The sequence below is a fragment of the Pseudoalteromonas sp. Bsw20308 genome (genome assembly GCF_000310105.2).
Lineage (GTDB): Bacteria > Pseudomonadota > Gammaproteobacteria > Enterobacterales > Alteromonadaceae > Pseudoalteromonas > Pseudoalteromonas fuliginea.
Genome location: NZ_CP013138.1, coordinates 1,779,650 through 1,805,294 on the forward strand (window position 1 = coordinate 1,779,650; position 25,645 = coordinate 1,805,294).

General features: G+C 39.1%; 12 protein-coding genes. 10 read left to right on the top strand and 2 right to left on the bottom strand.

What is annotated here, in order from left to right; genetic code table 11:
- Positions 1–119 precede the first annotated feature (119 nt).
- The 10 genes from D172_RS07650 to D172_RS07695 all read left to right on the top strand — a co-directional run bounded on the left by D172_RS07650 (position 120) and on the right by D172_RS07695 (position 20,555).
- Positions 120–1,268 (top strand): N(5)-(carboxyethyl)ornithine synthase, encoded by a 1,149-nt coding sequence (locus tag D172_RS07650; RefSeq protein ID WP_033022886.1) that lies wholly within the window; start codon positions 120–122, stop codon positions 1,266–1,268.
- 1,156 nt (positions 1,269–2,424) lie between these two features.
- A complete protein-coding gene (locus tag D172_RS07655; RefSeq protein ID WP_007375145.1) occupies positions 2,425–4,851 on the top strand; it encodes a hypothetical protein in 2,427 nt (808 codons plus the stop codon).
- Positions 4,852–5,082: 231 nt separating this feature from the next.
- Positions 5,083–6,606: a sulfatase-like hydrolase/transferase gene (locus D172_RS07660; protein ID WP_007375144.1), complete on the top strand. Its 1,524-nt coding sequence runs from the start codon at positions 5,083–5,085 to the stop codon at positions 6,604–6,606.
- Between the two features lie 69 nt (positions 6,607–6,675).
- Complete coding sequence (locus D172_RS07665; protein WP_007375143.1) at positions 6,676–8,118, top strand: sulfatase-like hydrolase/transferase; 1,443 nt, start codon at positions 6,676–6,678, stop codon at positions 8,116–8,118.
- 25 nt (positions 8,119–8,143) lie between these two features.
- Complete coding sequence (locus tag D172_RS07670; protein ID WP_007375142.1) at positions 8,144–10,015, top strand: CRTAC1 family protein; 1,872 nt, start codon at positions 8,144–8,146, stop codon at positions 10,013–10,015.
- 92 nt (positions 10,016–10,107) lie between these two features.
- A complete protein-coding gene (locus D172_RS07675; protein WP_007375141.1) occupies positions 10,108–11,238 on the top strand; it encodes an SMP-30/gluconolactonase/LRE family protein in 1,131 nt (376 codons plus the stop codon).
- 623 nt (positions 11,239–11,861) lie between these two features.
- Positions 11,862–15,572 carry a TonB-dependent receptor gene (locus D172_RS07680; protein WP_007375140.1) on the top strand — a complete coding sequence of 1,237 codons (3,711 nt, stop codon included), beginning with the start codon at positions 11,862–11,864 and terminating at the stop codon, positions 15,570–15,572.
- A 62-nt stretch (positions 15,573–15,634) separates the two neighbouring features.
- Entirely contained in the window at positions 15,635–17,422 is a 1,788-nt protein-coding gene (locus D172_RS07685) for an Ig-like domain-containing protein (protein WP_007375139.1), read from the top strand.
- Between the two features lie 151 nt (positions 17,423–17,573).
- Positions 17,574–18,614: a family 16 glycosylhydrolase gene (locus D172_RS07690; RefSeq protein WP_007375138.1), complete on the top strand. Its 1,041-nt coding sequence runs from the start codon at positions 17,574–17,576 to the stop codon at positions 18,612–18,614.
- A 12-nt stretch (positions 18,615–18,626) separates the two neighbouring features.
- Entirely contained in the window at positions 18,627–20,555 is a 1,929-nt protein-coding gene (locus D172_RS07695) for a CRTAC1 family protein (protein ID WP_058230548.1), read from the top strand.
- Between the two features lie 63 nt (positions 20,556–20,618).
- On the opposite strand, the gene D172_RS07700 is transcribed toward D172_RS07695, so the two are convergent.
- Both D172_RS07700 and D172_RS07705 read right to left on the bottom strand, forming a co-directional pair.
- Positions 20,619–23,150, bottom strand: coding sequence for a TonB-dependent receptor (locus tag D172_RS07700; RefSeq protein ID WP_007378531.1), 2,532 nt, complete (start codon positions 23,148–23,150; stop codon positions 20,619–20,621).
- 348 nt (positions 23,151–23,498) lie between these two features.
- Positions 23,499–25,634, bottom strand: coding sequence for a multiheme c-type cytochrome (locus D172_RS07705; RefSeq protein WP_007378530.1), 2,136 nt, complete (start codon positions 25,632–25,634; stop codon positions 23,499–23,501).
- Positions 25,635–25,645 lie beyond the last annotated feature (11 nt).

The following is a 25,645-nucleotide window of genomic DNA, read 5'->3' on the forward strand; positions in this document are numbered from 1 at the left end:
AAATAGAGTTGGTTCATCCGAGCCAAAAACGTACATAAAAACACCGCCTAAGTTTATTGGCGAAGTATGATGATTCGTTGGTGAACTCAAGCGTACTTACTTTATAAACAGGACTTAGCATGAGTGAATTAACTATCGGCGTTATCGGAACATCCCGCAAGACAGATGAAAGACGGTATCCTATTCACCCAGAGCACTTATTACGAATTCCAGAAAACCTTAGAAAACAAATGGTGTTTGAACAAGGCTATGGCACCGCTTTTAATGTTAGCGATGAATATATTGCAACGTTAACGGGTGGCATTGCATCGCGCAGCGAAATACTTACCCATATTGGAACGGCCATTATTGCAAAGCCTGTACTTGCTGATTTAGAAGAAATGCGCGAAGGAGGCACTATTTGGGGTTATGCCCACTGCGTTCAACAGCATGAAATAACACAAGCGGCAATTGAACGTAAACTTACCTTAATTGCTTTTGAAGATATGTATGTGTGGTCACCAAACGGAAATGTAGGGCGCCATACTTTTTATAAAAACAATGAAATGGCAGGGTATTGCGCAGTAATACATGCTTTGCAACTTAAGGGTATTGATGGTCATTATGGCGATCAACGTAAAACGATTATATTTAGTTTTGGTGCAGTGAGTAGAGGCGCTATTTACGCTCTTAAAGCGCATGGCTTTAGAGATATTACAATTTGTATTCAGCGTCCTGATCACGAAGTGCGTGAAGAAATATTAGATTGTCACTATGTTAAGGTACGAGAAGGTATTGAAGGAGAGTCTCGCATGATGGTTGTTGAGCATGATGGGACTAATCGGCCACTTAGCGATCTTATTAGCGAAGCCGATATTATAGTGAACGGGACTTATCAAGAAACAGCTCATCCGGTTAACTTTGTCATTGAATCAGAAGCCGAGTGCTTAAAACCAAACAGCTTAATTATTGATGTTAGCTGTGATGAGGGGATGGGATTCTTTTTTGCAAAGCCGACAACGTTTAAAAACCCTTTATTTCGATATAACAACACGGATTATTATGGCGTTGATCATACACCGAGTTATTTATGGGAAAGCGCGACGCGTTCAATCTCTGCGGCGCTCATTGTATATTTACAAACGATACTCAAAGGTGCTTTGCAGTGGCAAAAAGATGAAACCATTCGCCGTGCAATAAACATTGAGCAAGGAATAATTAAAAATACGGCAATTTTGGCATTCCAAAACCGCGAAAATATTTACCCTTATAACGTAATAACACAATGATTATACCAATCCGCAATAATACTTAATCATTTTACGGGGCTAAACGTGTCGCTACCTGTGTTAAAAAACTCTCATTTACGACTGCATGGATGCAGAAGGTAGAGCAATGCAGGAGCAATTGCCGAGAACAACTAAATAGCGAATTTTTTGCCTAGCTATCAACACGTTTTTCCATCCTCAAAATAGATCATTTAATTAAGCGAACTGGTATTAAATTTATCTCTAATCTAATTTTACATAAGGGTTTATTGAACTTTAGAGGTTAAATTTGCAGTAGTCTGTTTGGTATTTAGGCAAGGCAGAGCCTATGCAGTGTGGTTATTCCCCATAAATGGGCAATAACGTAGCATTAATGCCAAACAGGCGCTGCCTAAAGGGTTCTTTCTAGGAGCTACTTATTCTTACATGGATGTAAGCCATTAGAATAACGCAGGAGCTATCGAGCCCACTCGGTTACAAATCTCGCGTCGCGATTAAATAGCGCCTAGTTTGAACAAATTTTAATCCGCAAAGATCAACAGACCATAGATTAATTAGGGGTGTGCACTTCGTTTTAATGCAAGTAATTTTAAGGCGAAGTGTTTGTTAGTCGATATTAAACTCTTAAATTCAGAATGTTATTTTAAGTAGTTGATGACTACTTTGTATTTTCGAGTAGGTTGAATTGCCACTTTCTACCATGTCAAAGTAGCGCATGAACCACGTAATTAAGTTCGTACTACTATTTATTTGTCCTTAAATTTTAATACCATTATAGATTACATTATCACTACAACAGTACTTTGTGAAAAACCAAATTGAGCATTCGATCTTCAGGTCGATTCTCCTACGAACGTACAAAAAAGATTGATGTAGATGGCACCAATGACCTTGAAAATATAAGCGCCCAGATAAACTTCTCTCTATCAATGCCCTAATTTATCATCAACTAGAGTGCCAATCGAAATACAAAAAGTATTCATATATAAATTAGATATAAAGTATTTCATATTTAAATATTTATTATAAATAAGTGTGGGATCCCACCATGAAATATTTTACTTTTGGCAAAGAAAAGGAATTACAAATATAAACATATGATGTATGTTGTCGATATTAAATAATAACAACAGTGCAAAAACCTGTTAACAGATAACGACCTCAACGGGAGAAAAATATGAGACAACATCTTTTAGGCTTCACACTAGCCCCCTTATTTTTGCTTACAACAGCATGCTCGCAGCAAGAAAGCGTAGCTAAAGTTGATAACAATGAAACGCTAAGCGCAACGCAAAATAAATACGAGCAAACTGCGACTCTAAAAATAGCAAAATTAAAAAAAATGATGCAACAAGCACAAAGTAAGCAAATTGATGTAACGCGTGAGCAGAGCATTATCTGGTTTGCAGAACAGTTCTTAAAATTTGCTAACTGGGATGAAAATAATTACGACGCAGTTGTAAAGTTATTTGGCTACGAGCGTCATTACGCTGCCGACAAAGAAAAACTAGCAAAAGAGTTACCAAATTTTGAGCGCGAAAAAGTCATCCAAATTTTAGATAAAGGCATTAAAGAGCTTGGGCAAGAGCTTTCAGGTGAAATTAAACGTCGCCCTGTAAATAAGGTTGATTGGCAAAACACAAAAGCACAAGACAATATGTTTGTTAGTAATGATAAGCCTATTTTTTTATATGACTATTTTTCAAAGAGTGTTGGCCAGCCACTTACTAATAAAGATGTTTATAACGATCATTTAGGTGCGCTTTACCATGGTGGTGAAGATTTGTATCCGGTGGATCATGACCGCGCTATTAATTCATTTTTAGTACGTGAAGATGGCACCTTTGACGAAGAGTTAATGAAAGAGCTAACGCGCATCCCTGATACCAACATTGGCTTTTTGGTTTATTGGTTAATGGGCATTCCAAAGTGGGTTGAAGAGCAAGAACCAGAAGTTAGAAAAGGCCGCTCGTTATTTACTGGATTCGATATTGATAACCCATTAGCGCGAGATATTTGGGGTAAAATAATCCGTAAAACGGGCGAGCTTACTAAAGGTAAAAAAGTAACTGAAGTAGGGTTTGTGTTAGCTAATGAACCACACTGGTATGCTGAAAAAGGCCACTGGACACAAAAATTCCAAGAAATGACCAGTATTTCTTCATACACATTAAACAAGTTTAGAAGCTGGTTAGATAAAAAGTACCAAGGTGATATTAACGAGTTAAATGAAAACTGGGGAACGCATTTTAGTCAATTTTCAGATATAGCTATTGAGATACCTATCGATCCTGCGATTAAAGGCGAGCCTAAGTGGTACGACTGGACACGTTATAATATGGACAGAAGTACTGACTGGTTTACTTACGTTCAAAATGAGCTGCATTCTGTAAATGAAAACGCCGATACCCATATAAAAATTATGCCGCGCATGTTTATGGATGATTCGCGTTCTGGTGGTATTGATACAGAAGCATTAGCCGAGTTAACAACTATGGTAGGGCACGATGCTAAGTCTTTTGGAAGCGAAAACATCCGTCCTGGTAAGTCCTCTAAGTGGATTGAGAAATACGCTTACAATTGGGGCATTGTAACGATGTTTCATGACTTTATGGAATCAGTTGCACCTAATAAAATTAATGTAAATTCAGAATCTCACTTTTTATCTTCGGGTCAGTGGCGAGATTTAGATACACGTACAAGTTATGTTCGAAGTGTTTATTGGCTTGCAACTCTACTTGGAATGGATGCCAATATGGGTTGGTTTTGGGCGCGTGATCCAGATGGTTCACCTGAGGATCGCTTAGAAGGTGATCTCGACTTTTTTGACCCAGGTCTTGGTGGTGCATTTGCAGGCTCTAATAACATGCAGCCACATGTAACTAACGAAGTTACTCAAGTGATGTTTGATCTTAATAGTTTTTCTGAGGAAATTATAGAACTTAGAGAGCAGCGTCGTCCTCTTCGATTGTTTTATTCTGAAACAACAGCGATCAATACAAATGACTATATGACGAAGGGTTATAAGCTTTACGAAAATCTATTTTTTGAAGGTTTCCCACTTGGTTTTGTCACTAAAAATGTAATTGAAAAGCAAGATAACAACAATTGGGATGCAATACTGGTTTATCGCAATAACTTTGTTACAGATGAAGAGTTTAGTGCGCTTCAAGGGTACTTAAATAAAGGTGGTACCGTTATTTTAGACTCAGCGAAAAGCTTGTCTTTAGATGAGTACGGACATACGCGTAATGCTAAGTTGTTAGCCAATAAAGGTAAGCTTATTGTTATGCCTAAAGGTGCAGACGTTGAAGCCATTAAACAAACTGCACTAGCAGAGGTTTCGAGCAGCACGCCTGATGTTATTGTAAAAGTAGACAATGGTGAGTCATTTAAAACCACAACATGGCGTACGGTTAAGCAAGACAACGGCAGCTACCTGGTTAATATTTTAAATTTGGGCCATGGAACAGCAAATTTAAAATTATCACTTACAAACGGCAAAGCGATTACAGTTAAAAATTTAATGACGAGTAATCAATTAGAGAACACGTTCGATATCCCTTCAGAGGGTGTGCTTTTATTAGAAGTTACAGCTAAATAGCAAGTGAAAATTAACCAGTATATATTTTATATGCTGGTTTTTTTGTAACTCATAAATGATTGCTTTTAACGTAGTAGGTATTTTTGTTGCAAGATTAAACATCATATTTTTATATTGTTTTTATCAATTTGGTGTCGAATAGATACACTCATTACAATATTGTTTTTTAAATAGCCTACGGGGCTAAGCATATAGGCTTAGCATAACTTTCAGCATAAAAGGACACACACAATGAAAGTATCCAATATAAAGTTATTGATGCTTATCGGGTGCTGCGCGCTAACCGCACCTAATGTATATGCAAATAATTCTGAAAATAAGCGAGCAGAAACCAAAAAACCTAATGTGCTTATTTTAATGTTTGATGATATGCGTTTTGACACATTTTCATACCGTAATGGGCCAGTTTCAACGCCAAATATTGATGCATTAGCAAACGAAGGCACGCGATTTGATCAAGCGATGACTTCTACTGGATTATGCTCACCTTCGCGCGCGGCTATGTTTACTGGGCGCTGGGGACATAAAACGGGTCTTGACGATAACGTAGGTCTTTATCATTCTCGTCTTTCGGAGTTATCACTCAGTGAAGGCAGCGTAATTAAACGTGCAACCAGCATAGGCTACGATGTTAGTTATGTCGGTAAATGGCATTTAGGTGCACAAGGCCCAGCACTGCGCGGTGCAAACTTTATGTGGGGACACGATAAAGATGAAGAACGTAACGGCCGTCCTTTTACGCCTTATCAAACGCAAAAAAATGTAGCCCGTATGAACGCAGGAGAACGTGATAAAAATGGCGAAAAGCATGATTACTACAAAACACTTGCGGGTACATATGCTGATACAGTAACGGCTAAAGAAGTAAACGAAGGCAAACTAATGCTGCAAAATGCGGCTAAATCAGACAAGCCATTTTTTGGTATTGTTAGCTTTGAACAACCTCATCCACCGTACCGAGTACCAGAGCCTTACGCCAGCATGTACGACTACAAAGATATAAAACTTCCCAAAAACTTTGGTATAAAACGTAAACATAAACCAATGGCGCAAGATGATATTTGGTGGCCCTGGCACGATGTAAGTCACATGACTGAAACCGATTGGCGCAAAGCACATAGTTTTTACTATGGCGCTATTGCCATGATTGACCACGCAGTTGGCGAGCTTATTAATACGGCCAAAGAAGAAGGTTTATACGACGACCTGCACATTATTTTAGTCGGCGATCAGGGCAGTATGTTAGGTGAGCATAACCTTTATGACAAAGGCCCATATGCGTATGACGAATTAATGCGTATGCCACTTATTATTCGTGACCCTAGCCTTGAGCCTAAAATAATTAACCGCCAAGTGTCTATGCTCGACATAGCGCCAACACTTCGCCAGTGGATGACACTACCACTTGATGGCGACGAAGACGGGCGTTCACTTTTACCATTAATGAAACAAGGCGATAGTGCAGATGCTGGTAAAGATGATATTTCGTTATATGCCTACGAATGGTACAACGGCGGATGGTTTGGTATTAGAGCTATACGTACCCCTGAAATGAAATTTGTATGGAATCCAGGTGATAGCCGCGATGAATTATACGACTTAAAAAATGATCCGTACGAAATCACAAACCAAATAGATAATCCTAAATACAAAAAACAGCTTACTGATTTAGTGCATAAAATGGCGGGAGAGTTAAACCGTATTGACGACCCATCATTAACAAAATTTAACCACCACATGAAAGCTTTTTTATAGCCGAGTAATGCTCTTTGGTAGGCCTTAATTGGCCTATTGTTTTTTATTATCAAAATTGAGATTGGCACTATGAAAACACACACAAAATTATTGAGCGCTTTATTATCGCTTACATTATTAATTGGCTCTGCGGGGGGACACGCAAGTGAACAAAAACCCAATATTATTCTTATTGTTGCAGATGACTTAGGTTATGCAGATGTCGGTTTTAACGGCTCTAAGGACATTATTACCCCAAATATTGATGATCTTGCTAAATCGGGTACCTCTTTTTCAGACGCTTACGTAGCGCACCCATTCTGTGGCCCAAGCCGAGCGGCATTAATGACCGGTCGTTATCCACATAAGATTGGCTCACAATTTAATTTACCTACACGCGGCTCAAACGTAGGCGTGCCTACTGACGCCAAGTTTATTAGTAAACTACTAAACGAAAACAACTATTTTACCGGTGCATTAGGTAAATGGCATATGGGCGATGCGCCGCAGTATCATCCAAATAAACGTGGTTTTGATGAATACTATGGCTTTTTAGGGGGTGGGCATAATTACTTTCCTGATCAGTACCAACCCCAGTATAAAAAGCAACAGGCACAAGGCTTAAAAAATATTTTTGAGTACATTACACCGCTAGAGCACAACGGCAAAGAAGTAAAAGAAACGCAGTACATTACTGATGCACTTTCGCGCGAAGCCGTTAATTTTGTAGACAAAGCAGTGAACAAAAAAAATCCATTCTTTTTATATTTAGCTTACAACGCACCGCATGTGCCATTGCAAGCTAAGGATGAAGATATGGCGATGTTTCCTAATATAAAAAATAAAGACCGTAAAACCTACGCAGGTATGGTTTACGCAGTTGACCGCGGCGTGGGTAAACTAGTAGAAACCCTGAAAAAAAATAATCAATATGATAATACGCTTATCGTATTTATGAGTGATAACGGTGGCAAATTAAGTAAAGGTGCTAATAACTTCCCACTTAAAGCAGGTAAGGGCAGTACACAAGAAGGTGGCTTTAGAGTCCCTATGTTGTTTCATTGGCCTAAGCATGTACCTGCGGGCAAACGCTTTTCGCATCCTGTATCGGCACTTGATCTGTACCCAACATTTGCAGCTTTAGCGGGCGCTAAAGTTGAAGAAAACCAACATTTAGACGGTACAAATATGTGGCCTGCGTTTATTAAAAATGAAAACCCACATAAAGATGAGCCTATTTATGCACTTCGCCATCGTAAAGGTTACAGCGATGCTGCAATTCGTATGAACCAGTGGAAAGCATTAAAAGTTAACCAGCAACCGTGGCAGTTATTTAATATCGAAAACGATATTTCTGAAAAACATGATGTAAGTAAATCTAACAAGGCACTGTTAACCGACATGGTTCGCGAAATGGAAAAATGGAGCTGGGATAACCAACAGCCAAAATGGTTTCACGAAACTACTGAAGGTGCGAATTGGCGATTAGATGCCATGCCACGATTTGATAAAACGTTTAAGACAACCAAGTAAGTTTCATCAAATTCAAGGAGGCTTTATGAAAGTAAAAACAATTGTATGGCATGTTTCTTTATTATGCATGAGCGCAAGCTTACTAGGTTGTCAACGAGCGAGTGCCCTAGCGGGCGCTCAGCTAACAACTAGCAGCACATTATTTACTGAGCAACACCAAGCAATTAAATTAGAAAACAAAAACCGCCGTAAATGGGATAACGCATTAATAAGCGATTTAGACCAAGACGGTTACCCTGATTTATTACTTACTGATCATGGTTATACCATTCGTTTGTATTGGAACAATAAAGGCGTTTACGACAAAGGGCGCGATCTTATTGTGGGTGATATGCACGGTATTGGCGTAGGCGATTACGATAAAGATGGCAAAATGGACATTTTGCTTTCGCGTGGTGGTGGCTCTGGCGATAACGCGCGTAATGCTAAGTTATTTCACTTTAACAAAAGAGAAATTATTGAAGGCGGTGATTTTTCACCCAAATTGCCAACGTTACGTGGGCGCACTAGTAAGTTTTTTGATGCCAATAATAACGGCAACTTAGATTTATTACTAATGGGATTCCCGCAGGCTAATAGCGGTAAACAAACCAGTAATTTTATTTATAAAAATGATGGTACTGGCAATATAACCCACGCAACTGATTTACCAAAAACTAATCGAGACGGTCAAAAAGTCCTTATTACCGATTTTAATAACGATAAAGTTGACGATTTAGTGATTTACGGCGACGGCGCTTTACGTATTTTAAAAGGCAATGGCGACTTTACCTTTAGTGACGTAACCGGCAACATTTTACCTAATAAAATAATGGATGCGACGGGTGTTAGCGAAATTGATTTTGATAACGATGGTGACTTTGATTTATATATAAGTCGTGCTAACCCATTACAAGCAGGCGATACGTTTTTTGATGCTAAAAGCAAAACATTTGGTTTTTATACTAAACGCGGGTCATTTAAATTCAACGACTTACTTATTGGCGACACGCTCAATATAGTTAATTACCAATCCCCTTATCCGAATCAAGATGTGTTTGTAGGAGAAGGTGCCTATAAATACAAATTTGAAGGTGAAAGGCACAGCGGTCAAAACGTTAATACTGTTAGCAGTAACGGCTTAGGATGGCCTGATACTCAACCTAATAAAGGACTTTATGTTGGTTATATAGGTAATAATAAGTGGCGCATGGCGGGTAATACGTTTTCACCGACTACGGGAGTGGTAACCGGTGTTAAGCACTATGCAGAAAATAAAAAGCCAGTGGCACCATCAGATTTGTTATTAAAAAATGAAAGTGGAAAATTCGTTGATGTAAGTGATAAAGCCGGTGTTAAAACCAATTTAAATACCACGGGAGTGAGTGTAGGTGATTTTAACAACAGCGGATATCAAGATTTATTTGTTGTTAAACAAGGTAACTTGGTAACCCCTACGTCGCAAATACTGTATTTAAATAATGGCGATAATACATTTAGCCAAGCTACTCATTCGGGATTAATTACAAATACCTTAGGTACCATTGGTTCAGGCGCAAATGTATTTGATTACAACTTAGACGGCCAGATCGATATTATTATGAATAACGACAGAGGTCAGTGGCACTTATTTAGTAATCAAGCCAATAACAGTAATCACTATGCATTACTGCGTATAAGTAATTCACTTAAGCATAATACAAGCCCAATTGGTGCTATAGCGACACTTAAAGGCTGTGGTAAAACCCTAACAAAGCGAGTATCGCCTGATGCAGCACCTTATACACAATCATTTGATAACGTGGTTCATTTTGGTTTGGGTCAGTGCAACGAAATAGATAACGTGAGTGTGCGTTACAGCAATGGCGAAGTGATAAGTAAATCTAAGATTGGTATAGATAAAGTAACCAATCTTTAATGCAAAAGAGTTAACTATGAGAGGTAAAAAGCAAGGTTTGGTAACAAGCCTTGCTTTTTTTTCGCAAAAATTAAGAGCAAAAGAGAGCAATAATGAATAAAAACAACATCACTCATCTTAAAAATAAATTAGCGGGTTTAGTGTGCTTATTTACTGTGTTTGGTTGCAGTACTCACATGGCTCAAAGCAATAATAAAAGCATAAATAAAGGGGAAGTAAGTGCATCTTTAGCGTCTGTTAAAACGTCTAATACAATGCTTAATAGTGCGAGTTTATTTGCATCACTCCCTGATTATTGCCCAACCCCAGACGCTTTTGCTGTCTCTCCTACAGGAGAACTTACTTTATCGTGCGTTAACTATGCCAATAAAGGGCTACAAGCGGGTGTGCTGGTTAATATTAATAATGACAACACGTTTACTAAAATAGCCCAGTTATCGGGGCCAAATAATAAAGGGAAGGGTCGTCCTATGGGCCTTGCCTATGCCCCCGATGGTTCGTTATTTGTAGCCGATAACCAAGGCGCTGGCAGAGCCCGATTACTTAAACTTACCTTAAAGAATAATGCAGTTATTAACACTCAAGTCGTTGCCAAAGGCATGAGTTCGCCAAACGGTGTACGCTATCAAAATGGCTATATTTACGTAACTCAATTGCGTGTGCCAAGTAAAAATAAGGCCGAGACTCTCAGTGGGATATATCGTTTTAAGGCCACAGATACGAATATATTAGTGACAAACAATATAAATGATCCACATTTATTGTTTTTAGCTAAAACTGTTAATAAGCAACGTAAATTTGGACTTGATGGCTTAGTGTTTGACGCACAGGGTAACTTGTTTGTGACCAACTTAGGTGACGACTTAATTTATAAATTAACGCTTGATGCAAACAATAACCTGCTTAGCCAAAGTACCTACGCAACACTTCCAAAAGGAAGCGGACCTGATGGCCTTACTATAGACCCTCAAGGTAATTTATACGCTGCAGGTTTTTTAACTAATCAAGTTATAAAAATTGATACAAACCAAAATGTAACCGTTATTGCATCGTACCCCGATAACAATTCAGAAAATGGCGAGTTAGACCAACCTGCCGATATTATTTATTATAAAGGCTCTTTGCTTATGTCGAATTTTGACTTGCTTACAGGCCCAGGCATTACCAATACTGGGCATAGTAAGCCTTATACAGTAAGTGAAATTAAGTTATACGATCAATAACAGTTACTCTTTAGGTTAGCACCATAAATTTGCTTCTAAGCTATCTCTTTAAATTACCTGTAAATTAAAAACGTGTGTATTGCCATGTAATGTCTGAGCTTAAGATTTATGGGCAATACATTTGGTTTATCGCTATCAAAAGCTACTAATTGGCAGCTTTTGGTAGCTTTTGGTAGCTTTTGGTAGCTGTAACACTCTAATCCGCATAAATTAATAGTTTAAACCTTTATAAATTTCTTCTAAACAACTCAATTTTGGTCATTTTGAACAACATTTTTTATTTATTAATAGGGCTTCTGTCTCTTTATTTTTGCTTTGTATAAAAAAATAAAATATCTACGCCACTTTTACTTAAATATTAATGAATTTTAATTATTTAAAACAATAACTTAAATTTATTCGTTTGAAAAAGAAACAAAAATGTAAAAAGCAAAGTAAACAACTTGTAAATACAAACATCATATGTTTAACTTGATCGCAAGTTAAGCAACACTATGAAACGAAATTAGGATACCAGGACGTTGATTCATTTTATCTGTGGCGCTTAACTAACAATAAAAACAGACAACATCATCACACACTGGCATTGAGAAAAAGGATGCCGATAAACAGGAGAGCACACAATGCAGCATAACTTTAGGTTATCAGCAGTCTCTGCAGCTATTATTGTTTCGCTTATTTCATCATCTGCTTTTGCACAAGAAGATGAAGAAAAAGAGAAAATAAAACTACAAAAAGATATCGAAATAATTGAAGTCCAAGGGATCAAAAGTAGCTTACGAAAAGCGGTAAACGCAAAGCGCTTTTCCGACAACGTAAGTGACTCAATTCATGCTGAAGATGTAGGTAAATCAACAGATCAAAACATCGCTGATGCACTATCTAGAGTAACAGGGGTGAGTATTCAAGAAGAAGGCGGTGAAGGAACACGTATATCAATTCGTGGTGCCGGACCTTCTTTAAATCAAATATCAATGAATGGTGTAGCACTTACCGGCGGGCTAAGTACCGATGGCTCTAGTGCGGGCGCGACTAACGATAACAGTGTTGATTTAAGCTCTTTTTCGTCAGATATATTGTCATCTATCGATGTAATTAAAACATCTTCTGCTGATAATGATGAGGGCTCACTCGGCGCAAGTGTTGTACTGAGAACTGTAAAACCGCTAAATTTAAACAAACCACGTCGTTCTTTTACGGTTGAAGGGCGCTACAACGAGTTTTCTGATGAAAGTGACTCACGCATTAATTTTAGCTTTTCTGATAAATACTTTGACGACACCTTTGGCTTTATTATCACCGCCTCTAAAGATACACAAAAAACACGACAAGATCGTATCAATACCGATTGGGCTAACGGCGCAATTCCTATCGTTGATTTAGATGATGCGACAGGCCGTACAGCACATGACACCGTTACAGGCAAAGCAATTAGGGTACTTGGCAATCAACGTGATGCTGATGGAAATAAGCTTTTTGGTGAGAATGGAGAAGCATTATTAAACCCACTGAGTTCACTTAATAATTACGACCCTGAAACGCAAATATTACATGAAGGTGATTTATTTGTTTTAGCGCGTGAGGTTATTGATTTTACATTAAATAATGACCAACGAGATCGCTTGTCAGTATCTACAGGTTTTCAATACCAACCAACAGAGTCACTTGATATTCAGCTAGATGTAACTCATACAGAGCAAGATGTGTTAACCGACAGTCAACGACTGCGTTTAAACATGGGACCTGTAACACCTTTAATTTATGCCGGTGATGACAATACAGCACTAAACGGGGTTGATTTATCGACCAATACCTTACAGCAATCAAGTAGCCGCTCTACAGGCGGTAACTTTGTTCGCTCCTACGGACTTAGAGAAATTGATACTAATGTAGCGTCACTTGATATTGATTATCAGGTAACTGATTCATTAAATATGAATGTAAGAGCTGGTTTTTCTAAAACAACAGATGAAACACCAGACGATGATGAGAAAGATCGTTTTATCTCTATTAGTACAGCTACATGGGGCACGGCAGGTCGTCAAATAGTTGAATCAATGCCGGATGGCAGCCACGAAATGGTTGGTTACGACTGTGGCGGCAGTGGAGAATGTAGTTACTCAACTGGCGTTACTCCAGGTGAGTTTGATGCCTTTGATGGTACGTCTAATGCGGTATACAGCCGTTTTAACCCGTATGACATGCAGCACAATCACTTAGGTAGTTTAGTGCTGCGTAAAAATAAATTAGCGGATACAAACAAATCACTGTTTGTTGATTTTGACTATGCGCTTGATGGTGACTTTATCAGATCGATCGAGTTTGGAGTTAAGTGGTCAAATCGTAAAAAAGATGTCTCTATTCAAAATAGAGCAACCACAAATGGCAGTGACTTAATAGATTTAGAAGACCCTGATCAAGCTTTTGAAGTACGTGGGCTTGGTACAATTCGCTTAGCCGATATAATCGCTGATAGTGCCTATCCTTACGATAATTTTGGTGAAGATATTCAATCAGACCGCTCTGCAGAGTTTTTTAATGGCTGGCCGTTACTTGATGCCGAAAAAGCGCTTGAAATTGTTTCAGGCAAAGATGCAGGTGAAGTAGGTATACGCGAAACCATTACAGGCAGTCGTAATATTGAAACCGAAACAAAAGCCGCTTATTTTAAAGCAAACTTTGAGCTGATGGATGGCAAGCTAACAGGTAACTTAGGCCTTAGGTATGTAAAAGATGACACAACAGCAACTGGTGTAGGCGGTATTAACTATACGCGTTTTCCACAAATGGTTGATGCGTACAATTTGTTAGTTGAGCGCGGTTTAGCAAATACAAATTTAGATGCCTGTCCGGCAGCTGTTATGGGGGTATCTGACACGGGTCAGCCTGATCATCGTTACACACCAGCAAACGATGCTGAGCTACAAAACTGTTGGGCATGGCAAATCACCCATGCGTATAACCGCTCAAACCCGGCTACTTTCCCTGTTGATCCGCAAACGGGTCAGTTTGTAATTCCTGGGGCTGATGGCAACACCGGACTGGGTGTAAATCAGCAAGTTTTTGTAGATGAAAATGGCAACATTATAGCTAACAATGCATTACCTTCTTTAATTTACGACAGCAACGGAAATTTAGTTCCAACGTCAGCTAATGCGTGGGCACACTTTGCAAGCAACGGACAAATTTGGCCGTTTTTAGACAGAACAACCTCATTTACAGGGACACAAGGTAGCGGACGTGAAGTACAAGACCGCGTTGCATGGGTAACTAAAAAAGGCGGACATGACGCTTATTTACCTAGCTTGAACTTAAACTATGCAGTTAACGAAGAAATGATTGCACGTTTTGCTGTTAGTAGAACAATGACACGTCCTCGTTTTGATTCATTAAACCCACGTACACAAATTTTTGAACAACAATGGGACTCTGCTAATGGCTCAGCAGGAAATGCAAATTTAAAACCGCTTAAATCAACCAATCTCGACTTGTCTTATGAGTGGTACTTTAGTGATTCAGGCTTGCTCTCGGCAGCGTTCTTTTACAAGGATATGAAAGACTTTGAAGAAACGGTTGTGGTTCCGTATCACTACAAAGACGTTAGGACTGAATACGATTTACAAACAGCCGATTTATTACTTGATTACGATGAGAATAGAACACCAGGTGGCGAAGAAGATTGTATGCCACTTAGGCAAGTTGCGGGCTTTTTTGACCAATGGCGCATTGAATGTGACGTTGTAAACGTAACCACAGTAACCAATGGCAAAGGCGCAGATATCAAAGGTGTTGAACTAGGTTACAACCAAAACTATGACTTTTTACCAAGTTATTGGGGTGGCTTAGGTTTAAACATGAACTATACCTATCAAGATTCAGAATCTGATCGTCAGCAGGTAGGTAATACCGATATATTTTTAAAACCACTACCACAACCTTACACTCCAAAGCATTCCCTAAATACAACACTGTATTGGGAACAAAAAGGGATTCAATTACGTTTAGCGAGTCGCTATACCGGGGAGCAATTAGTTAACCGAGGTTTAGTTGGCGGTGCTACATGGCAAGAGGCAACCCATCGTTTGGACTTTAGCTCAAGTTATAAAATTAATAAAAACTTTAGCTTAACTTTTCAGGCACTTAACTTAACTGATGAAACTAACCGAATTTATTACACCAGTTCATTTACGCGTAATGCGTTTGAAGCTAACTCGCAAGAGGTTGTGCTTGATGAAGGTAATGCAATTGAAGATGGCAGTGTAACTACTTCGCGTACAGCATCAGTTTGGAAAACAGGTCGTCAGTTCCGTGTTGGTCTTCGCGGTACCTTTTAATTGAGAAACTATTAGCAGCGGGCCACGTTAGGCGCGCTGCCTTACAAATCTTGGAGAGTAAGATGAAACATAACTTACTAATAAAAACAGCAATTAGCAGTGTTATATTTTCAGTATTAACAGGGTGCGGCGGAACGGATGAAGGTTATGATCCGCAGTTTAAATCTGATTTAGCTCTTGTAATCGATACCGCGGTGATCACGAGCACATTAAATGAGGAGTCCGGAGTTCAAGAAATTGATTTACTGCAAGGCGTAACAATCGACGGTAAACCAGCCTCTGAGTCAGGTGCAACCATAAACGTAAGTGAGTTAGAGTTTGTGGTTAATAATAATTTCACTACCCCACAAACAAGTGCTAATACTATTGCATCACACCGAATTTCACCTTTCACGCAATCAAGTGATAGCACTAAATTAGTTATAAATACCGATGCGTTTTCGGCGGCATTAAGACAATGCGACCAAACCGATATAAGAGGCGCTTTAGATGGCGATGGTAACCCTATTGCTGATGGTAACTTAGACTTTCCGAGTCAAGTTATTTATAACATTACATATTCTATCAATAATGGTGCAGTTATTGCTCCGGGCGGTGCGCTGCCTACTCGTACATTACAATTAACTGTCAATGCTATTGATGACGTTGTAACTGAAGTAAGCGTCTCGCCGATTGAAATCCCTGCTGGTGGTCAAGCAAGTGTATTCGCATCAGCGATACCAAGTTACGCGTGTAACCCCGCACTTATTTATTCAATTGTAGATGAAGATATCGCAACTATAGATGAAAATGGCCTTATTAGCGCTAAAAATACCGGTGAAACGACTATTACAGCCACAAGTGTTGATAACCCCGAAGCTTCAGCAAACGCCACACTTACAGTGACAGGTGCTTTTAGTCTTGCAATAACAAACGACGATAAAAACGAGTTAGGCGCTTCTTCAGGTAACAAGGACGTTCCAATCTGTGTGGCCAGTGGTGTAAAAGTGCAGCCTGCTTTACTAAACGCAGAGTTAAGTGGCGAATATACTTTTGATTGGACACTTGGTGATGAGGTTTCATTTACTAAAAGCTTAACCGCTAAAAGTGGCTTTGGAGAAGTACTTGCCGTTAAAGCACCTACAACAATAGACAGCTCAAATACGGTAACGGTTGAACTTATTGATGGCGATACAGCAAGCACACCTTTATCACTCATTTCGCAAAAAAGTATTACGGTTAATACTGTTAATAACCAAATGTGTGAGCCGGGTGTGTCTGAACACGAAGCAGGCTTTAACACCGACTTTAACCTCAATGGTGAAGGCGCACCTTATAAAGGCAATGCCACTTATAGCGTATCGGCAACCTCTGTGTCGGGTAATGGTCGATCGCTTGAAATTACAGCGGGCACTGCTACTCAAGGTGAAGCGAATACACCGTACTCTTTTGCAACTCAGCAAGTATGGAATAAACAACGTAACTGGTATAGCGCCAACTATGGGCGTGGTGCTGAATCTGTTGGTAAAACATACCGTTATGCCGTGTGGGTTAAGTTAAATCAAGTGCCAGTTGAACCCGTTACGTTACGTCATGTTGTTGTACCGTGGGTTTATGACGGCATACCTGAGGATGCAAATGGATTTACAGGTCGTTACTCAGAAGCCGGCTTATTTAGCGCAGCACTCGCAGCCACTACGCAGTGGCAATATATCGAGTTTGAAGAGGATTCAACTAGTACACGTGAATGGGCTATTCCAGCAACGTGGAGCTCAGTAACCGATGTGTTTACTCTTTGGGAAGTGTATGGATTACCAACAGGGAATTCACTTTTAATAGATGATTATGCTGTTATTCGTACCGACATTTAGGTAACACGTGTACAAAATAGTATTTGTTAAAGCGATTTTAAACTAAATAAGTTTAAAGTCGCTTTGTTTGCTTATAAGCCTCGATGAAAAATCTATTTATACACCAACTTCTAACTTTCACACTAATTTATATACCAAATAATGAGACATCATGAACTACAAATTAAAAAATATAAAAGCGCATAAATTGACGTTCACAGCAGCACTGTTATCGGTAATAACTCTTGGCGGTTGCAGTAGTGATTCCGCGAGTAATACGCAAAAGAGCCTGCGTGTTAAAAATGTATTGCCACTAACCGATCCGTTAAATGAAGGCGCATGGGTTTTAAACACTCAAGTAAGTGATGAATTTGAAGCCAGCACTATTGATGAAGAACGTTGGTACATTGTGGGTAAACTAGAAAAGGGTAAACCCGTTTATAAGCACCCAGATAAGCCAAATAAAAAAGTATGGAAAGGCCGAGCACCTTCGCAATTTTCGGGTAATAACTACCGTTTAGAAGATGGTAAGCTAAAGCTTGAAACACGTTGGGAGCCAGACTTTCCATTTGAAGAAAAAATACATAAGCCCGTGTTTGGCGATGCACTTAAATACGAAAACCTGACAACGGCATGCTTTATTGGCAGAAAGTCATTTCAGTACGGGTACATAGAAATTAAAAGTAAAGCCGCTGATGCGCAAATAAGCAGTGCATTTTGGTCGATGGGTGAAAAGTTAGAAGTTGATTTTTTTGAATTATTTGGCGACTCGCTTGATCCTAAAAAAGATCACATAGACAGTGAATTATGGTGGTCAATCCGCGATTGGAATAAAAAGGTGATGGGCAAGCCCACTTATACAGAGCGAAAAGACTTAGGTTTTAGAGTGGCTGATGACTTTCATGTGTATGGAATCGATTGGAGTGCTGATGGAATTAAATACTATGTTGACGGTAAATTATTTAGCGAAGTATCTGCAGCACAAGCTGATGCCTGGGCTAAAGAGCATCGTGGGGTTGATACAGGCTATGTAGCCACTAAGCCACTGTTTTTATGGCTTGATCAGGAGACTTTTCCTTGGCATGGCGTACCAAAAAGTAAAGAAGAGCTTGAACGTAATAGCCCTGAAGGTAAAAAAGATGATGGTGTAGTCGACTTTGAAATTGAATACATCCGTGTTTGGCAGCAAAAACCAATACAGTCAGTTAAGTAAGGAGTGGGTTAAATGAAAAAAAATACTAAGCCAGCAAGCACATTATTTTGTTTATCACTGATTGCTACAAGTATTCTGCTTTGTGGATGTAACACTACTCAAAGGGTAAGCAATGAAACACTAAGCGACAACCGCAGTAATAAATTAATGTTTAGAGAATCGCAAAACATTATACCTTTTGAGCCCCTATCGCGCCGTAAGTGGGATAGCGCGCTGATTGTAGACTTTGATAAAGATGGTTATCAAGATGTATTAATTACTGAGCATACCCACGCAGTAAAAATTTTTTGGAATAACAAAGATAATACCTTTTCAGCACCACAGATAATTATTAAAGGCGACACACATGGTGTTGCTGTTGCTGATTACGACTTAGATGGTCGTATGGATTTAATAATTGCCCAAGGAGGTGGTGGTGGCTTAAAACCTCGTTTACCTGTGTCGTTTCAAATAAATCATGACCGCACTGTTGAAGGCGGAAAAACGTTTGATGATTTTGAACGCACACGCGGACGTTCGGTTAAATTAGTTGATGGTAATAACAGTGGCGTACTAGATTTAGTACTTTCTGCTTTTCCATTAAATAGGCAAAAAAAAGGAGCGAACCATATATACAAAAACGAAGGACATAATCATTTTAAGTTTGTCGATTACTTACCTAATGCTAAATGGCTTGGTTATAAAACCTTAGTAAGTGATTTTAATAATGACGGGCACGATGATTTATTTTTTTACGGTGGAGATGACATTGTTGCAGTGCAGAGCAAATCTGATTTAGGCTATAAAAATAAAAGTAAGGCTGTATTAGGGAATAACCGTAATATTAGTCATGTAAGTAGCATGACCGAAATCGACTTTGATAATGACGGTGATTTTGATTTATTTTTAACGCGCGCTAAACATCAATTTGAACAACACACCTTTTACGATGCTCAATCTCAAAACTTTGCTTTTTTTGCTCGTAACGAAGCATTTAAATTTGAAGACTTTAAAATATCGGGTGACTTTGAAATAGAAAACCTGCAAATGGCTTACCCTCATTTTAATGTGTTTATTGGAGAAAATAGCGCTCCTTTAATATTAAAAGGGCACGGCGGCAGTGAACGTACGGTACATGTAAAAAAAGAGCAAGCAACCGGCTGGCCTAAAAATTTAAGTAAAAAAGGTTTATATATAGGTTACTTAGGTAATGATACTTGGCGCGTCGCGGGGGATACTAAATCGCCTACAGCGGGTGTTATTAAAAGAGTGATTAATTCACCCAACGTAAAAGGGCTTGAGCCATTACCAGCGGTATTATTAGAAAACCAGCAAGGTAAATTTGTTGATGCAACAGCCAAGCTAAATATTAATCTTAGCGAGCCTACAACCAGTGCAGTAGCCGGGGATTTTAATAACGATGGTTGGAGCGACTTAATTGTATTACGTTATGGTAATCCAGCAAGAGCTAACGAGCAGGTACTGTATTTAAATCAGCACGGTCAAGGATTTGAGGCTTTACAAAATCATGGTCTTATTTCAACTGAACTTGGAGCAACCGGGGGGAGTGCACAGGCCTTTGATTACGATAATGACGGCGACCTTGATTTAATCTACTCAAACGAGCGGGGCCGTTGGCACCTATTTACTAATAACAGTGTTTTAGATGCACAGCATAATTTTTTGATCACTAATATTGGTTACTCACCTAACGCTGGCGTGTCTGCATTGGGAGCTACTGCTACTATAAAAGCGTGTGGGCATACTTATAAGCGTGTTGTAGGCTCAACGGGTGCAGGTTTTTCACAAAGTGAAAATAACAAGCTACACGTTGGTTTAGGTACGTGTACACAGATAAATAATGTATCGGTTCGTTGGAGTAATAATGAGTATATAGATATTAGTAATGCGGTTATAAATGATGCTAACGGGGAGTTAGTTGGTAGAAAAGAGCCGTTGTAAGTAATTAAGTGTAAGTAAGAAAATAGCGCTTATTAAGCGCTATTTTTTGTATTGATACTTTAATTAAAAGCTATATTGAACACTTGCACCCACATAACGACTCCAGTCACGAGGATAGAATGCTTCCCCAAAACCTTCAGAGTTTATACGTTGGCGAGTAGTGTACGACTTATCAAATAAGTTTTTAATGAAGACACTAAACTGAAGGTTATCTTTGCTTACACTCAAGTAACCATCCCAAATGCTTGACGATGGGTTAGCTGATTCGCCAAAGGCAAGTTCATTAATTGATTGCGTATGGCTACCATTATAACGCCAAACTGCACTAGTATTTGCTTTCCAGCCAGTATCAGCAATTTGTGTATTGTATGAAATAGTACTTAAAAATTGTTGCTCAGCATTATTAGGGAAAGATAAACCCGTTTGATCAAAGCTCTGACGACCTGTTGAATCAGTAGTGCAGCGAGAAGCAAGTAAACCACCATCACCAGCAGGACAATTTATAGGTGTATCAGCAAAGTCTTCGTAACGTGCATCAAAATAAGCGTAGTTAAATGACCACTTCAATTTATCTGATATTTTAACCACTACATCGGCTTCAATACCGGTTGAACGCGCTTGTGCTGCGTTCACGTAGCCTGCAAAAATAATGTTATTTTCTTCATCTATTACACGGCTGGCACGTACTTGATAATCGTCAACTCTCATATCAAAGTAGGTAAAGTTAAACAGTAAATCGTTATCAAAATACGCTGAACGCAGGCCTACTTCAAAGTTTGAAGAGTTTTCAGGATCGGTAGGGAAGTTGTCTGCGTCCGCAGGATCTGTATTTGTTGTTACAAAATAAGATGCGCCTTTATAGCCGGTAGAATAATTTACATAACCGCGAATATCATCGGTAAAATCATATCCAACAACTGCTTTATAGATAAAGGCTGTGTCTGAGTTATCAAACTTAGTTGGCGCGTCTTGGCGTAAAATAAGCGATGGATCAGTTTGAGCAAGTTCTAATACTTCATCGAATGTTTCCATTCCAACACCCGTAGAAGGTGTTGCCAAATCTGTACGGGCAAAGGTCGCATTACTTTTTTCGTGTAATAATCTAAAGCCAAAAGTAGCATCTAATTGCTCAGTTATTTGATATTCAAGTTGTCCAAAAATAGCGACGTTTTCAAAACCAGTTGTAAAATCACCACTATTTAGTAAACGAGATGGCGTCAATAATGAGCGGTCGTCATCGCCAGTGGCTGCATAGTTAGCTAAAAAAGCATCTGTTGACTGTCTTGAATAACAACCAGTTAATTCGCCTCCTTCAATAAATCCTCGGTTACCTGCAATACAGCCATCGCGAACCTCTGAGCGTTGGCCGTCGGTATCATGGTAAAAAAGGCCTAATACCCAATCAAACTTTTCATTGTTAAACGATGAGATACGAAATTCTTGTTGAAGTACATCAACCGATTCGTTGCCACCAAAGGCGGTTCGCTCTACAGGAAAATTAATAGTGAAAAATGCTGAGCTGTTATATAAATCAAAGTCTCTGTAGCTACCATTGTAGCTAAGCGTAATTTCATCATTTAGGTAGTAATCAGCAGATATTGAAAAGCCAAAGTTCTCTGTTCTACCAAAGTTACCTTCAGCGTTTCGTGATGTAACCGGGCCGCCAGCTTCTTCAAAAGTAGACTCAGGATTAACACGGTTATAAGTGGTGCCTTCAATAGTGCCATCGTCTTTTACATTAACGATTGGGCGTGGGCCAAAATCTGGGTTAATGCCACCTAAGCGAGTAAGTGAACAACAGTTTGTGTCTGTTTCTGAATATTCTAAGCGAAATAGTACATTTAATTCTTGGCCGTTATCGTATAAAAGTTGGCCGCGGCCTGCTTTTGTTGTTTTTGCGCCAATAGTGTAGTCTTCTTCACCAGGCATGGTGTTTTTTATCCAGCCATCAATATCACTGTATTGTGCATTAAATCGAGCTGCCCAGTTTTCGTTAAGTGGTACATTTACAGTACCGCTAAAATCAGTGCCATCAAACTCAGTAACTTGTGCTCTAACCGTACCTGAAACCCTGTCATCTAGTTGAGGTTTTTTAGTTACATAATGTAATAGGCCTGTAGATGTATTTTGGCCAAAGAGTGTACCTTGCGGCCCACGCATAGCTTCAACACGTTGAACATCTGAAATAGGCAAGTTGAGCATTGATTGGCGCGGTAGCACTTCGCCATCTATAACGACTAAATTTGAAGACTGTAAGCCAATTGAATTTGTAAAAGTACCTATGCCACGTGTTTTTAATGTGGTGGTTCTTATTTCACTACTATCATCAATACCAAAACCAGGTAAGTAGGTCACTAGATCAAACCCATTATCGATGCCAATTTCTTGAATTAAATCGCCGCTAAGCACCTCAATAGACGAAGGAACTTCTTTAAGTGCTTGATCGCGCTTTTGTGCGCTTACTACAATAATTTCAAAATCGTCATCTGTGTTTTTTTTAACTGACTCTTCTTGTGCGTATACGGTCGATGTGAAAGCCGATAAAGAACAACATGCAAGCAATATTGCTGTATGCAATTTACTGTGTTTAAGCATTTTAACTACTCCGTTTCTTTATAATTACTATGTGTGTGCAGATATTGCGACGGCATTACCTGTTTTTAGAATCAGATTAACAAAATGTTACTCACCACTGTATTTTGTATTACAGACAACAAGTGAAATAAGCTTTATCAAATCATATTCATGTTAACAATTTAAACATATGATGTTTATGGTTGCAATATGTTGAATTGTTGTTTATTAAATGTTTCTTTAAAATAGGTGAAGTCTCACCTTGTTCTATTATGTGTAAATAGCCAAGATGAAACTTAGGTTGTTGAAAGTAAATACTTTAAATTTAAAGGTGAATTTTAGAATAAAATATAATATATATTTAAAAATCTACTTTAACGTAACAAAAAAGAGGTAAGCATCTCTATTTTTACTTTTTTGAGCAAAGCTAATGCCTAACCCTTTAAGTTGGTTTGCATTATTATAGTGCGCAATGTGTACTTTTAATTCATCTAAAGCTTGTGTTGTTAGCCCAATGCTATCAAGCGCTAAAAAATACAAATAGGCGTATTGCACGTTGTTACTTTCAAGTGCCATTGCGTGTTTAAACGAGTCAACAGCAGCGGGTTTGTTACCGTTTCTAATAAGCGCCATACCGTTTGCATAATGTAGCGGCGCAGAGGTAGGCACTGCTTTTAAACCTGTATTCAACGTGCTTTGCATTTTTTCTGTTTGGCCAAGTCGGTAATAAATGTCGGCTAGATTTACATAACTTGCATCAAAGTAAGGGTCAACGCTAATGCCATTTTGTAACGATTCAATGGCGCCGTTTATGTCTTGCTTGTTGAGCGCGAGCATACTTTGATTAATGTTACCTTCACCGCGCCATGTATTTACAGTATTAGCGTGTGCAAGCTCTATAATTGATTGATTAAGCCCATTTAACTGCGCTGTTGTTTGGCTTAGGTTTTGCGCTGCAGCAACACGCACCGACTTTAATTCGTCGGTTAATAGTTGCTTATAGCTTTTTAAGCGCTCTGCTTCGGGCAGCAAAAAGCCTACTTTAGCAATCGCCAAGCGAATAAGCGGAAGCGGTGAATTAACCCAACTTTTTACTGTGGCATCGTTTAGCTCAGCTCCTGAATTGCCTAAATAAGCAATTGCACTGGCGCGATCTATTTCGTTTAACGAAAAGTCATTAATCAAGCGCATATGTGCATTTTGCGATATGGCTTTGAGTGAGCGTAACTCAAGCATACTGTGCTCGCTTGCACTTAATGCCGGTGCTTTACCATGCCATTTTTCAAGTGTGCTTGCTGCCCATTCGTTTGTTTGACCGTCGTGGCATTGCACACACGCATTGGGTGTATCGTATTTTATTGATATATCAGGGCGCGGAATTTTAAAGCTATGGTCGCGCCTGTCATCAACGCCCATGTACCTAGTTGTAGGCATATGGCAATTAACACATTGCGCACCGGTTGATTGTTCTTTATGACGATGATGCTCGGGTTTGTTGTATTCACTGGCACTGTGACACTGCAAGCACAGCCCATTCGTTTTTGTTTTAACTTTCATAGTGTGTTTATCGTGGCAGTCAACGCAGTTAACACCGGCTTTGTACATTTTACTTTGTGCAAAAGAGCCAAACACATACACTTCTTCTTTAATTTGACCATCGGCGTGATACAAATTAGGTTCTAAAAATGAAGGACTAAATTGGTCCAAAAACGCTTGGTTGTTATCAAAACCATCAGTAAGCGGGCTTCTAAGCGAGTGGCACGCATAACAGCCTTGCATAAAGCTGTTATCGCGGGGCTCACCTTGCCAAGTGGCAATTTTATCATCACCGATAATTTTCCACTGCGACGTATTGGTCGGGCTTGTTTGAGCTGCCTTTATGATTTTTTTAGTTTTATGTTCGTCCGTTATATCGTTGTGGCAAGATTTACAGCCCACATTTATATTTGAAAAGTGCGTATCAAAGTTTTCTTTTTCAGTATTGTAATTACGCTTTAAATTATCCGAATGGCAATCGGCGCACATACCGTTCCAGTTTTGCAGTGGTTGCAACCAATGGAGGCGGTCGTTGGGTTTTACATCCTCGTTAGCGTAGTTTGCATACCAACGCTGCCCGCCAAGTGCTTTGGCGCGACTATCCCATGCAAAAGGAAATACTTGGTACTTACCTTTTTCAACTTCAATTAAATACTGTTGCAGCGGGTCAAAGCCAAATACATAACTTACGGTGTACGTTTTTTTAGTGCCTTGCTCGGTCAAATCAATTAAAAAGGCATCTTTTTCTTTATAAAACACGGCTTTTTGAGAGAAATGGGTCGCGGTTATATTATTAAAATCCCCAAGCACGGTATCTTCATTGGCTAAAGCCATTGAGTTTGCATGGTCTGACTGTTTCCAATCATGGGTTTGTTGTTGATGACAAGACTGGCATTCCTCATTTGCAATCGCTGAAAAACAACTGCATAAAAAAAGAACAACAAAAAGGCTGTTTTTTATATTTATCATTTTAGAATTCA

Excerpts from the sequence above, each read along its gene's own strand:
- D172_RS07650 (WP_033022886.1), top strand. The coding sequence starts at position 120 with ATGAGTGAATTAACTATCGGCGTTATCGGAACATCCCGCAAGACAGAT.
- D172_RS07655 (WP_007375145.1), top strand. The coding sequence starts at position 2,425 with ATGAGACAACATCTTTTAGGCTTCACACTAGCCCCCTTATTTTTGCTT.
- D172_RS07660 (WP_007375144.1), top strand. The coding sequence starts at position 5,083 with ATGAAAGTATCCAATATAAAGTTATTGATGCTTATCGGGTGCTGCGCG.
- D172_RS07665 (WP_007375143.1), top strand. The coding sequence starts at position 6,676 with ATGAAAACACACACAAAATTATTGAGCGCTTTATTATCGCTTACATTA.
- D172_RS07670 (WP_007375142.1), top strand. The coding sequence starts at position 8,144 with ATGAAAGTAAAAACAATTGTATGGCATGTTTCTTTATTATGCATGAGC.
- D172_RS07675 (WP_007375141.1), top strand. The coding sequence starts at position 10,108 with ATGAATAAAAACAACATCACTCATCTTAAAAATAAATTAGCGGGTTTA.
- D172_RS07680 (WP_007375140.1), top strand. The coding sequence starts at position 11,862 with ATGCAGCATAACTTTAGGTTATCAGCAGTCTCTGCAGCTATTATTGTT.
- D172_RS07685 (WP_007375139.1), top strand. The coding sequence starts at position 15,635 with ATGAAACATAACTTACTAATAAAAACAGCAATTAGCAGTGTTATATTT.
- D172_RS07690 (WP_007375138.1), top strand. The coding sequence starts at position 17,574 with ATGAACTACAAATTAAAAAATATAAAAGCGCATAAATTGACGTTCACA.
- D172_RS07695 (WP_058230548.1), top strand. The coding sequence starts at position 18,627 with ATGAAAAAAAATACTAAGCCAGCAAGCACATTATTTTGTTTATCACTG.
- D172_RS07700 (WP_007378531.1), bottom strand. The coding sequence starts at position 23,150 with ATGCTTAAACACAGTAAATTGCATACAGCAATATTGCTTGCATGTTGT.
- D172_RS07705 (WP_007378530.1), bottom strand. The coding sequence starts at position 25,634 with ATGATAAATATAAAAAACAGCCTTTTTGTTGTTCTTTTTTTATGCAGT.